We start from the raw sequence: 13,545 nt of genomic DNA, 5'->3' as shown, positions 1-13,545 counted from the left end.
AACACACTAAATTCTTTAATTATTAAAATAGTTGTCTATATAATGCTATAAAGTACATGAACGTTTCATATTTACATGGAATAAAATATTTTATGAGCAAATTAAGAGTCTTTGCTTTTGTCTTTGTTTTAAAGGAGGAGAGTATATTGAATTTTATAATTGATATGATTGCTGATAGATTTAGAGATAAAAGTTTTGATATAACGAAACAAGATTATAAATTTATGAAAATAAAGAGAGCAAAAGAAGAAATTAAAAAAAATTTTCCCTATATTAAACTTATAGATATGGGCATAGGAGAACCCGATTCTCCTGCTAATTCAAATATCGTAAAAATCCTAAAAGAAGAAGCCGGAAAACCAGAAAATAGACATTACTCAGATAATGGTATCCCAGAATTTCAAAAGGCTGCTGCCAAATACTTAAAAGAAGTTTTTGGAGTTGACAATATTGACCCATATAAAGAAATTTTACATGGAATAGGAGCAAAATCAATTTTATCAATGCTGCCATTATGCTTTATAAATCCCGGCGACATTACTATTACTACTCTGCCAAGCTATCCAATCATATCTACTCATACCAAATATCTAGGCGGAGTAGTTTATGGACTTCCCTTAACTAAAGCCAATAATTTTTATCCCGATTTTTCTAATATACCAAATATAATTTTATATAGATCTAAACTTTTATATATAAATTATCCAAATAATCCTACTGGTCAAATTGCCAATAAAGATTTTTACAAAAGAGTAATTGAATTTGCCCACAAAAACAAAATCATTGTTGTAGCAGATTCTACTTATGCACCTTTAACTTTTGACGGTATAGAACCTTTAAGTTTTTTATCAATAGATGGTGCAAAAGAAGTAGGTGTAGAAATCCATTCTCTTTCTAAGATATTTAATATGACTGGATGGAGACTTGCTTTTATTGCAGGAAATCAAGATGTAATAAATATATATGCAAGAGTAAAAGCCAACTCAGATTCAGGTCAGTTTAGAGCTATACAAAAAGCAGGAGTATATGCTTTAAATCATCCTGAAATCATAAAGAAAAATTCTGAAAAATATTCTCGAAGGCTTGATTTGTTAATTAAAGCCTTAAAAGAAGTCGGTTTTAATGTAGAAAAACCAAAAGCTACTTTCTACTGTTACCTACCTATTCCGAAGGGAACTAAGTCAGGTAAAACCTTTGAAAATGCAGAAGACTTTTCTCTATATCTATTAAAAAATGCTTTTATATGTACTGTCCCATGGAATACTCCAGAACCATATGTAAGGCTCTCTGTAACATTTGAAGCAAAAAATTATGAAGAAGAAAAGAAAATAATCGAAGAATTTAAAAACCGATTATTAAAACTAAAGCTGATATTTTAACTTAAGAGACGATACTATTTATCGTCTCTTAAGTTATTTATAACTATTTTTTCATCTTTGAGAATTATTTCAATAGTATCTCCTGCTTTAATTTTATTTTCAAGATAATACTGTACTATTTCATCTTCTATATATCTTTGGATAGTTCTTCTCAGTGGCCTAGCACCATATTTTTCATCATACCCTCTTTGTAAAATAAATTCTTTTACTTCTTCTGAAATTTCTACATTTATTTCTTTTTCCTTAGCTTCTTCGATTACTTCTTTTAACATAAGGTCTACTATTTGACGAAGTTGCTCTTTTGTAAGTTTTGTAAATACTATAATTTCATCTATCCTATTTAAAAATTCAGGTCTAAATATTTCCCTTAATGCTTCTTTTACACTACTTTCTAAAGCTTCATATCCTTCCTTTGCAAATCCCATTCCAGTAGATTTAAAATGAGTACCTGCATTTGACGTCATTATGATAACTGTATTTTCAAAATATACTGTTCTTCCTTGACTGTCTGTAAGTCTTCCATCTTCAAGAATTTGAAGAAGCATATTAAATACATCAGGATGAGCTTTTTCAATTTCGTCTAATAAAATAACAGAGTAAGGTTTTCTTCTAACTTTTTCTGTAAGCTGACCTCCTTGGTCATATCCTATATATCCCGGAGGAGCTCCAATCAATTTTGAAACTGTATGTTTTTCCATATACTCTGACATATCTATACGTATCATAGCATCTTCGCTTCCAAAAAGTTCTTCAGCCAAAGCTCTTACAACTTCTGTTTTTCCTACTCCAGTAGGTCCTACAAATATAAATGATGAAGGCTTTTTCTTCTTTCTAAAACCTGAACGATTGCGTCTTATCGTTCTAGCTAAACTTTTTATTGCCTTATCTTGACCTACTACCCTCTTATGAAGTCTTTCTTCCAAATTTAACAGTCTTTGAGCTTCTTCTTCCGTAATTTTTTGTACAGGTATCTTAGTCCAAGATTCTATTACAAAAGCTATATCGTCAATAGTAATCTCTACTTCATTTAATTCTTTTTCTATTTCTTTAATCTCTTTTTGCAATTTAATCTCTTTCATTTTATACTCAGCAGCTCTTTCAAAATCATTATCAATAGCAGCTTTTGCCTTTTCTTCTTGTATTTTTTTCATTTCTTCTTTTAAATTTTCAAGTTCTATAAGTCCCTTATTTTTAAGATTAGCCATTGAACCTGCTTCATCAATAATATCTATTGCCTTATCTGGTAAATATCTATCAGTAATATATCTTTCTGATAACTTTACAGCAGCTTCAATAACTTCATCTGATATTTTTACCTTATGAAAATCTTCATAATAATCTTTTATACCTTTTAAGATTTCTATGGTTTCTTCTATCGTAGGTTCTTCAACTAATACAGGTTGAAATCTTCTTTCTAATGCTGAATCCTTTTCAATATGTTTTCTATATTCATCAATAGTTGTTGCACCTATAATCTGTATATCACCTCTAGCTAGAGCAGGTTTTAAAATATTCGCTGCATTCATTACTCCTCCATGAACTTCTCCTGCACCCATGATATTGTGAACTTCATCAATTACTAAAATTACATTTCCACACTCTTTAGCTTCATTTATAATATTTTTCATACGTCCTTCAAACTGTCCTCTAAACTGTGTACCTGCTACAATAGCAGTTAAATCAAGAAGATATATTTCTGCATTATATAATTTTGTCGGAACTTTTTTTTCTACAATTCTAACTGCTAATCCTTCTGCAATAGCTGTTTTTCCAACTCCCGGTTCTCCAATAAGTATGGGATTATTTTTTGTTCTCCTATTCAAAATCTGTACTACTCTATCTATTTCCTTATTTCTTCCAACTATTCTGTCTATCTCCTTATTTTTAGCTTTTTCAATTAAGTTTATTCCATAAGTTTCTAAATACTTTTTCTTTTTCTTAAATTTCTTACTTTCATTTTTTTCTTTCTTTATACCTTTATCACTTACAAAATCTTTTTCCTGTTTAGAAGTTTTATTCTCTCCATCTAAATCCTTCATAAATGAAAAAGGATTGTTTAAAAAATTCATAAGTGAATCATCACTATCAAGCTCATCCATATCTTCAAACATTTCATTCATCTGTTCAGTTAAGTTTTCAATATCTTCTTTTGTCATTCCAACTTGCTGCATAAGCTGATCAATGACAGGTATACCCATCTTTCTAGCACATTCTATACATAATCCCTTTATTTCAGGTTTTCCATTTTCAATCCTAGTTGTATATATAACTGCCAAATTTTTATTACAAATAGAACACTTTTTCATACATACCCTCTCCATAATTTCATTTGTTATTAAAAAATATTTTTATTAAAGTAAGTATATCATATTTTACAGTATATTATATTATCAATAATATTAAAACTTGAAAATAACAGTTTTTTAAACACTATATTTATTATAATTAACAAAAAAGACAAATGATATTTTCAAAAAATATCTTGAAATTATATCAGAATATGTTATAATATTTAAAAATGTATATTTATTCATTATTCTGTATATGTATTTTTTATAATATTAATTTTGTCCAGTGAGGCAAAAATATGAGGAGGTTAAAAAATGAAAGGTTATTTATTATTAGAAGATGGAAGTATATTCTTTGGTAAAACAGTAGGAAAAGAAAATTTACTTGGAGAAATTTCAATAAATGGACAAGATTCCATTAAAATTCAATGCCAAATAACTGGTAAAAATAAATTCGTTGCAAACACTAAATCTAACTTAAAAAATGGCATTATATTATCAAATATAGATTTTGAAAGTTTAAAACAAAAAATTAAAAAATCAAAAAAACTTCAAGCTAAAATTGTTACTGATTCTTTACCAATACAATTTCACATGTATGATTTAAAAACTTTTATACCAATTGTATAATACTAAGCCAAGGAATGATTCCTTGGCTTAATTTTATAATTCAGCTAGTCTTCCTTGCAAATATAAGTATATTTATGTTATATTAGTAAAAAATTAAAGAATGGGGGGAGAGTTTTTTCATGCAAGCTACTTTTGTAAAAATAGAAGATATTGATAAATTTGTAAAATTTGTTTCTAAACTAAAGGGAAAAGTATATTTAAAATCTGGAGAAATTAAAGTTAATGCTAAGTCTATAATCGGAGCAATGTACATTGTAAAAGAACATCCTGAAAACATAGTTGTAGAAGTCGAAGACCCTAAAGAAAAAGAAATGGTTTTAGATTTTTTGATTAGAGGAGCACATTTGAAAAAAGATTAGGTATGATTTATTATCATACCTAATCTTTTTTACTATTTTCCACATTTAATCTTTTACATCTATTTTTATGTTTGTCCATTTTTTACTTCTAAATCTCATAAAAACAACTATACAGAAAATAAACATTGAAATTATTTCTCCATACCAAGTTCCTGCTAATCCTTGTTTTAACATGATTGTAAAAACATATGTCAGAGGAATAAAAAACAACCACAACCTTATCGAAGTTATAATCATTACACTCCTAGTATCACCTGCTCCTCTTAATGCACCTGTCATTACAATCATAAAATTTAAAAAAGGCTGATTAATACCTACTGCATACATAGTTGCAACAGAAACCGATATTACATTTATATCTGGTGTAAATATAGCCAATAATTGTTTAGGAAAAATTAAGAATATAATTCCCATAAAAATACCCCACATAGCACCAAATGCCGATGCAGTATATCCTATTTCTACCGCTTTATTAATATCTCTTTCTCCTAATGATTTTCCGACTAACGTTGCTGCAGCAATTGATAATCCTACTGCCGGCATATATGATATTGATTCTATATTTATAAGAATACGAAATGCTGCTTCTGAAATAGTGTCTAATTTAGATACTATAACTCCTACAGCAATAAATGATGTCTGCATAAGTGCTTGTTCAACTGCACCCGGATAGCTCAAATTCCATAAAGGTTTTAATATATTTTTTGTAATTTTCATATATTTTAATTTTATATATACATTTCCCTTTGGATTAAATAAAATAAAAGTATATAAAACAGCTGCAATCATTCTAGAAATTGTAGTAGCCCATGCTGCACCAGCAATACCCATCTTTGGAAAAGGTCCCCATCCAGTGATTAATATATAATTTCCTATAATATTTAATATATTAGCTATCCCTGTAATAATCATAGGTGTAACTGTATTCCCAGCACCTCTTAAAATTGCAGCATAAGAAAAAGATAAAAACATAAAAATACAGCCGAATATTACAATATAGAAATAATCTAATGTAAGATGCATTACTTCCTGAGTCATATCATATATACTGAAAATTTCTTTTGCAAACAACAATGCTAATACAGTTATTATAATACCTATAAAAATATTGATAGATAATCCTTGTCCTGCAACTCTATTAAGTTTTTTATAATTTTCTTCTCCATAAGCCCTAGCTATCATCGCTGTAGCTCCTGTATTGAACGATGAAAAAATAAAAATCAATGTAAAAATAATTTGATTAGCAAATCCTACTGCTGCTAATCCTTCAGAACCTACAAAATAACTTATCATCAAAGTATCAGATAAACCCAATAATGTATTTAAACTCATTTCTCCTACTGCCGGTAAAGCTAATAAAATTATTGAAGCTAACAAATTTTTACGTCTTTTTAGAAAAACCTTTAAATCAACCATATTATCTTCTCCCCATACATATTTAAATATTATGAATTTAGCTATATATATTATAAATATTAGGGTACTACATATAAAAAATAGAGTCAAAGGATAAATCCTTCAACTCATAAATTTTAACACTACATTTCTTCAAATGGCTTATTAAGTTCTTCTGTTCCTTTTAGTACAAATCTTCCATTTCTTATTATATCTATTTCTTCACCATCTTCTGTTATTACTGATATTTTCTCTAGTGAATCATATGGCAAAGTTATATCTGTGTGACAATTTGTATAAGCTTTAGATACATCAGTTTTCCTAAGTATTGATTTTTCATTATCTCTAGCAATTATTTCTTTCTTATCTAAAAAATTATAAACTGGATTGTCTTCTGACCATGCAAAACAAGTATCTCCTACTGCAAAATGTGGTCCCATCTTTTCTATTATAAGTATTGGAAGCTTATTAGTTATATTATGTTTTTTTGCTATTACATATGCAAAAGTATTTGTACCTATAGCAAACTCTCCAATAGGTAGAGTTTTATGCGGAAATAACAAATTTTCCCTTATATATTTTTTATTTTCTTCTTCATTTTCAAAATTAGTACAAGTATAATCAGTAATATATCCATCTTCAAATTTTAATTTTAAATTATTATATTTAAAACCTCTTAAATATATTTCTTTTACATGAAGAATTCCACTTGTCTCTTTTAATACAGGAGATGTAAATACTTCTCCAACAGGTATATTTACATCTGCTACACAATTCACAAAATTTGTTTCTTTTTCAGGATTATTTATTTTGTGAAGATGCACCTTTATATCTGTTTCGTTATCGCCTCTACCTTTTATATGTACATACTTACCTTTGTCAAGTGTATCTATTATTACCTGCTGAATAACTTCATATTTTTCACTGTCAAGCATATTTACCTTTAATATATCTTCAAAAATTTCTTCAAAATTTTCCCCTATTTCTGGAGTAGGAAATGCTATTATACAGAAACTTCTTTCATTTTCTGGAATATATTTTTCAATTAATTGACGTCTTTCATTTTGAATAGTCTGGTATATACTCTGCTGATTCTCACTTAGGGTCAATCTCTCTTCCTTACTCTTTGGACTAAATGGTTCTTCTCCAAATCTTTCTATAAGTATTATTCCAGAATAATCCTTTAATATTTCTTTATTCTTCTCAGCTTCAGTTTCAAAAGCTTTATTAGATAATTTTGCAAACTCTTCATCTAAATATAGAGCATTATCAAATTTATGGTCATAATCATACTGTTTATTATAATCTGTTGATACAACTTCTGCTACATATCCATATAAATTATTTTTCCTTAAATGTTCTATTACTCCTTTCGTTATTTTCTCTTGACCTGCATTAGCAACTATTCTTACATTAGACCTCAATGTAATATCTTTATTATCCCTCTTAAATCCTTCAATATATGCTTTAACTATCATTTGAGCCAGTACATTTAATTTATCATCAGAATAATCATTTAAAAACTTAGCTGTTTTTATTTCATTTTCAGTTATATATTTTCCATACTTGAAAAGATACCTTAAATCATTTAAATCAGAATTACAAGTAATATCAGTATAATATGTATAATCTTTACTAAAAGTTTCATAAATATACTGTTTAAAATCTTTATTTAAATCCTCTGTAACATATTTTTTAATTATATTTTTCAATTCCTTACTATCTTTTTTATCTTTTAAATAATTATAAACATCTATAAATAGTCTATTATTTTTCTCCATTTTAAATATTTTATGGGTAAAAGCAAATGAAATATATCCTCTTACTCTGCTATAAATATAGCAGAGAATCTGACCTATCTCATTTCCAAATTCTTTTACACAAAAGCTTGGATTTGCAAAACTAAATTCATATTTCGCTGGAAGCATTTCTTCATACAATTTATTATTTTCCTCTAATAGCTGTTCAAAAGTCTTACTTTTAAAATAATCTTCATCAATTTTTGCTTCCAAATCTGCCATTTCTAAAATAAATTTTGAAACATAATTAAAAAATTTATTATATTTATTGATATTTAAATTTTCTGTTTCTTCATTTATTTTTCTTATTACTTCTAAAGTTTCTTTATAACTTCTTAATGCCTTATTATTTTCTTCTATGTAAAAATCTTTTACACTCATTAAATCTCCCTCCCGTATTATTTGAATGTAACAAATTAAAATATTTTACTATATAAATTATTTTTTTCATTAATAAGAATTATTCAATATTTTTTCTAATAATCCTTCTTTTTTATTAAAATCAAATTTTCATAATTATTTGCAAAATATATACTCAAATAATATGTCTTTTATTGTATAATAACTTTAAATATTAATTAGGAGGAAAAAGAAATGAGTTTAAAAGTAGCAAAATTTGGTGGTTCATCTCTAGCTGATGCAAATCAAATAAAAAAAGTCAAAGATATCATTTTTTCAGATAAAAACTATCGATATATTGTCGTATCTGCTCCCGGCAAAAGATATGAAAATGATACTAAAATTACTGATTTATTATATTTATGTCATGCCCATATTAAACATTCTGTTCCATATAATGAACTATTTGATATTATCAAAAATCGATTTATTGATATAGTTGATAATTTAGGTCTATCTATTGACATTAATTATCATCTTGAAAATATTAAAGAAAGAATTAATAAATATGAATCTGTAGATTATATTGCAAGTCGTGGAGAATACTTAAATGGCCTTATATTAGCTGAATACTTAGGATATGACTTTATTGACCCAACTGAAATAATTTTCTTTGACGAATATGGTTCATTTGATGCAAAAAAAACACAAGAAGCCGTCAGCAAACGGCTTCAAAAACATAAATATGCCGTAATACCGGGTTTTTATGGCTGTACTCCAAATGGAAAAATAAAAACATTTTCTAGAGGTGGTTCAGATATAACTGGAGCTATAATTGCCCAAGCTGTAAAAGCAAAGGTATATGAAAATTGGACAGATGTTTCAGGTTTTCTTATGGCAGACCCTAAAATAATTGACAATCCTAAACGAATTGAAAAAATTACCTATGATGAACTGCGTGAACTTTCTTATATGGGAGCTAAAGTTTTACACGAAGATACTATTTTCCCCGTACGTGAAGCTAATATACCTGTAAATATAAGAAATACAAACGAACCTGAAAATCCCGGTACAATTATTTTCAATGACAAAAATTATAATATTAGAAAAAATAGTATAACTGGTATAGCAGGTAAAAAAGATTTTACTGTAATAGCAATTCAAAAAAATTTCATGAATTCAGATATTGGATTCGTTAGAAAAATTCTTTCTATACTTGAAGCAAATAGTATTCCATTTGAACATTTGCCATCGGGAATTGACAATATATCGCTAGTTATAGAAAGTTCAAAACTGGAAAACAAAATCGATAAAATAATAAATGAAATTAACAAACAATGCAAACCTGATTCAATTGACATATATGAAAACATAGCACTTATAGCTACAGTAGGTCACGGAATGGCTTATACTCCGGGCATTGCTGCAAAACTTTTTTCTGCGGTAGCTAAAGCTAATGTAAATGTTAGGATGATTGATCAAGGTTCTAGTGAAATAAATATCATCATTGGAGTTGAAAATAAAGATTTTGAAAAAGCCGTTAAAGCAATATATAATGCTTTTGTTAATTGACACAAAAAAGATTAGATTAGCGTCAAAATGTCGCTAATCTTTTTTTCTCCTTAAACATAATAAAGCTATATCATCTTCAAGCTCATTTTTACCAATATGATTAATTATCATGTTAATTAAACTCTCAAAATACTCTTCACACATACCACTTTCCTTCTGCTTCATCAATTCTCCAATCTTTTTTATACCTAATATTTTACCATCAATAGATTTTGCTTCCGTAGCACCATCAGTTAAGAAAATCAATCTATCTTCTTCATTTAAATATATCTTCTTTTCATCATATAATGTAAAAAATGTATTATCATCAAACCAGTTATTTATAGGAAAGCCTCTTATATCGTAAGAAATCACTTCGTTTTCTTTTTTCTTAAAATGAAGTGGTTCCACATTATGTCCTGCATTGGCTAAAATTATTTCATTGTCATATATATCTAAAACTCCTACTAAAACACCAATATATAATTCTTTATCTGTATTAAAGTCATTAAATCTACACTGTAGTTTTCTCAATATCTCCGAAGGTGTAATAGGCTGTCTGTTCAAATGAAAAGAATTACTTATTCCCCTTATAGATTGTTTTAAAAATAAAGTAAATAGTGAAGAAGCTACTCCGTGTCCAGAAACATCTGCAATATACATTACTATCTTTCTGTCATCAAATTTAAAGACATCATAAAAATCTCCACCTAAATAATTAGTATGTACATGATTACAGTAAATTTCATATTGATTAAATTCATGTTTACCTATTGGCAGTATATACTCTTGTATTTTTTGAGCATATTTTAAATCGTTCTTAAATCTTTTATTTTGTTCTAATACTATTTTTAATTTTTCCTTTAATTTTTTATTTTCTCTTAAAAGGTTTTCGCTGTCCAAATAAATCATTGACCAGCTCTCACTTTCTATCTATATTTAAAGTTTGAAATGCTTTAAGAGCATCTTCACTATTTTCATAGATATTTATTATTTTATCTAGCTTAGTAATTGCAAATAATTTTTTTATATGCTCTTGAAGTGAACACAGTTTAAGTTCGCCCTTCCTCTTTTTTAGTTCAGAATAAGCTTTAACAATAGTACTAAGCCCCATACTATTTAAATATGCAAGTTTTTCCATATCTAATACAATTTTGTTTTCATTACCTTGTATACTCCTTAATAATCCCTCTTTAAATTCTATATGATTTTCAAAATTTACTTCTCCAAAAACTTTTATTATTTTTATATCTTCTTTTATAGATGTTTCAATCATCATGTTATCTCACCCTTTCAAAATAAATACTAACTTCCGTTCCTATATCTTCACAATTTTTAATTTCTAATTTATCTGCTAAACTATTAACTATATACAATCCACGTCCTGATTCAGATAATATATCATCATCTGTAAATATAATTTTTTTAGTATATGTTTTAGGTATACCTACTCCATAGTCCCTAATTTTTGTAATTAAATATTTTTCATTTAAAATAAATTTAACATCTATATTTCCATTATTTTTTCTATATGCATGTATAATACTGTTAATAAATATTTCATCAATACAAAGTAAATATTCAAAAACTCTATTATTATCTTTTAAAATCAATTTTCCAACTTCTCTGCAATAATTTCTAACTTTTGTATAATTTTCAATATCAGCTTTAAACCTTAATTCCTTTATCATAATTTCATTATTAATCGATTGTGAAGCAATATCCATTCCCACTCCTCCCCTATTTTTTACTCATAGAGGCTACATCTATTATTTGAGCAAAACTTCCATCACCTAAAATACTTACACCTGAAATACCTTTAATATTTCCAAACAACTTACCATTTCCTATAAATTCTCCCATAGATTTAATAACTATCTCCTGTTCCCCCATGAGTTTGCTAACAATAAATGCAAATCTCTTCTCCAAATATCCAACAACAACTATAAATAATTTATTACTATCTGTCTTTTTAGCTATTCCAAAATATTCTCCTACTCTTATAACGGGAATAGCTTGATTTCTCCAATCAAAAACTTCTAAATTATCTATTTTATGAATCCTTTCTTCTATCTCTCTACCTTTAAGCCTAATCATTTCAATTATAGAAGAAATAGGTATTGCAAATATATATTCTCCTTCTTTGATAAGCAAAGCCTGTACAATTGCAAGTGTAAGTGGCAGTCTTATTATAAATTTTGTACCCTTTCCTTTTTCTGTTTTTATATCTATTATTCCATTTAATTTGCTTATATTTGATTTTACAACATCAAGTCCTACACCTCTACCTGATATATCTGTTACTTTTTCAGCAGTAGAAAAACCCGGTTCAAATATAAACTGTAAAATATCTTTATCTGATAATTTTTTCAATTCTTCTTCAGTTGCTAAACTTCTTTCTAAAACTTTTTCTTTTATCTTATCTATGTTTATACCTCTTCCATCATCTTCTATTTCAATCACTACATTATTTTCTTCGTGTCTTGCACTTAACTTTAAAATCCCAACTTCATCTTTACCTGTTCTTTTTCTTTCTTCACAGCTTTCAAAACCATGATCAATTGAATTTCTCAAAATATGAGTTAAAGGGTCTAATAATTCTTCAATAATGCCCCTATCTATTTCAGTTTCTTTTCCTTCAATTATAAACTTTATGTTTTTATCAAATCTCTTTGCCAAATCTCTTACCATTCGCGGAAATCTATTGAATATATGTTCTAAAGGCAACATTCTCGTAGACATTACCGTTTCCTGAAGCTCTGAACCAATATAATTTATATGTGAAAGTACATTTAACAATTTATTTACATGTAAATCATTTTTATATTTTCTCTTTAATTCTATACTTATTTGATTGAGATTTTCCTTATCTATAATAAATTCACCAACTAAATTAAGCAATTTATCTATTTTGCTAATATCAACTCTAATTGTCGATATTTCTTTCTTTTTCAACTCATCTTTCAACTCTACTATTTTTACATTTTTAGGAACTCTTACATCCTCTTTTCTTCTTTCTCTTACTCTTTTTATGTATATTTTCTTTATTTCTGATATAGAATTTATATTTTCATATATAGCTTCATACTCTCTATTAGTTGCAATAATCAATTTAAATTTGTTCCCAAAATCACTATCAGACAATTTTTCAAATTCTGCTGGAACTGTTTTTATAATATCACTAATACCTAATAAATTATTTACTATTAAAAATGCTTTTACAGATTTCATTCTCATATCTTCATTCATTAAAATTATTATTTTATATATATTCAATTCAGGATTTATTCCTTCAATCAACTTTAGCTCACTTTTTTCTAAATCCAATTCTTTTTCTTCAACTATCTCTTGTTCATCTTTACTTTTTAAATCTAAATTAGCTTCTTCTTTATCATATCCTTTATCTTCTATAGTATTAATTACCATCTGTATTTCTTTTATAAATCCTTCTATATTCTCATCATACTCTTTACCTCTGCTCAACTGATAATGCATTTGTTTTAAAATATCAATACCTTTAAAAAATATATTAATAATATTTGTATCAACTGATATTTCTTTTGACCTTACTTTTGAAAGCAAGTTTTCAAGATGATGAGCTAACTTTGACATATTCTCTAAACCCATAGTAGCAGATGCACCTTTTATAGAATGAGCCATTCTAAATATTTCATTTACAATTTCAATATCATCTTGTCCACTCTCCAATATCAATAAATCTTGTTCAATTTTTTCAATTTGCTCTTTCGTTTCTTCCAAGAACATAGAATAATAAATATCATTCATATCAAATTTGTCCATAATT

Annotated in this window: 11 protein-coding genes; 4 read left to right on the top strand and 7 right to left on the bottom strand. The window is 27.1% G+C overall.

From position 1 onward, the window contains the following. The first annotated feature begins 146 nt into the window (after positions 1 to 146). Complete coding sequence (locus BUA90_RS04425; protein WP_242945037.1) at positions 147 to 1,379, top strand: LL-diaminopimelate aminotransferase; 1,233 nt, start codon at positions 147 to 149, stop codon at positions 1,377 to 1,379. A gap of 14 nt (positions 1,380 to 1,393) precedes the next feature. Here BUA90_RS04425 and BUA90_RS04420 read toward each other — a convergent pair whose 3' ends face one another. Further along, positions 1,394 to 3,685 (bottom strand): ATP-dependent Clp protease ATP-binding subunit, encoded by a 2,292-nt coding sequence (locus tag BUA90_RS04420; RefSeq protein WP_072966181.1) that lies wholly within the window; start codon positions 3,683 to 3,685, stop codon positions 1,394 to 1,396. 297 nt (positions 3,686 to 3,982) lie between these two features. On the opposite strand from BUA90_RS04420, the gene BUA90_RS04415 reads away from it, so the two are divergent. Beyond that, positions 3,983 to 4,297 (top strand): hypothetical protein, encoded by a 315-nt coding sequence (locus BUA90_RS04415; RefSeq protein ID WP_072966180.1) that lies wholly within the window; start codon positions 3,983 to 3,985, stop codon positions 4,295 to 4,297. Between the two features lie 119 nt (positions 4,298 to 4,416). Next, positions 4,417 to 4,656, top strand: coding sequence for an HPr family phosphocarrier protein (locus BUA90_RS04410; RefSeq protein WP_072966179.1), 240 nt, complete (start codon positions 4,417 to 4,419; stop codon positions 4,654 to 4,656). Positions 4,657 to 4,701: 45 nt separating this feature from the next. Here BUA90_RS04410 and BUA90_RS04405 read toward each other — a convergent pair whose 3' ends face one another. Both BUA90_RS04405 and BUA90_RS04400 read right to left on the bottom strand, forming a co-directional pair. Further along, positions 4,702 to 6,072 (bottom strand): MATE family efflux transporter, encoded by a 1,371-nt coding sequence (locus BUA90_RS04405; protein ID WP_072966178.1) that lies wholly within the window; start codon positions 6,070 to 6,072, stop codon positions 4,702 to 4,704. Between the two features lie 122 nt (positions 6,073 to 6,194). Further along, positions 6,195 to 8,231: an aminopeptidase gene (locus BUA90_RS04400; RefSeq protein WP_072966177.1), complete on the bottom strand. Its 2,037-nt coding sequence runs from the start codon at positions 8,229 to 8,231 to the stop codon at positions 6,195 to 6,197. Between the two features lie 213 nt (positions 8,232 to 8,444). Here BUA90_RS04400 and BUA90_RS04395 point away from each other — a divergent pair, with 213 nt between their 5' ends. Then, positions 8,445 to 9,761, top strand: coding sequence for an aspartate kinase (locus tag BUA90_RS04395; RefSeq protein ID WP_072966176.1), 1,317 nt, complete (start codon positions 8,445 to 8,447; stop codon positions 9,759 to 9,761). Between the two features lie 33 nt (positions 9,762 to 9,794). Here the strand turns inward: BUA90_RS04395 and BUA90_RS04390 are convergent, their stop codons facing one another. From BUA90_RS04390 to BUA90_RS04375, 4 genes are read right to left on the bottom strand one after another with little or no spacing between them, the layout of a single operon-like run. Beyond that, positions 9,795 to 10,652 (bottom strand): PP2C family protein-serine/threonine phosphatase, encoded by an 858-nt coding sequence (locus tag BUA90_RS04390; protein WP_072966175.1) that lies wholly within the window; start codon positions 10,650 to 10,652, stop codon positions 9,795 to 9,797. 10 nt (positions 10,653 to 10,662) lie between these two features. Next, positions 10,663 to 11,016 carry an STAS domain-containing protein gene (locus tag BUA90_RS04385; RefSeq protein ID WP_159429995.1) on the bottom strand — a complete coding sequence of 118 codons (354 nt, stop codon included), beginning with the start codon at positions 11,014 to 11,016 and terminating at the stop codon, positions 10,663 to 10,665. Positions 11,017 to 11,020: 4 nt separating this feature from the next. After that, positions 11,021 to 11,467: an ATP-binding protein gene (locus BUA90_RS04380; protein WP_072966173.1), complete on the bottom strand. Its 447-nt coding sequence runs from the start codon at positions 11,465 to 11,467 to the stop codon at positions 11,021 to 11,023. A gap of 13 nt (positions 11,468 to 11,480) precedes the next feature. Beyond that, the gene (locus BUA90_RS04375) at positions 11,481 to 13,541 is read right to left on the bottom strand and encodes a chemotaxis protein CheA (protein ID WP_072966172.1); all 2,061 of its coding nucleotides are present in this window, start codon (positions 13,539 to 13,541) and stop codon (positions 11,481 to 11,483) included. Positions 13,542 to 13,545 lie beyond the last annotated feature (4 nt).

Source organism: Caminicella sporogenes DSM 14501 (assembly GCF_900142285.1).
Taxonomy (GTDB): domain Bacteria; phylum Bacillota; class Clostridia; order Peptostreptococcales; family Caminicellaceae; genus Caminicella; species Caminicella sporogenes.
The sequence above is the reverse complement of the archived record's forward strand: the minus strand, read 5'-3'. Positions and strand labels throughout refer to the sequence as shown.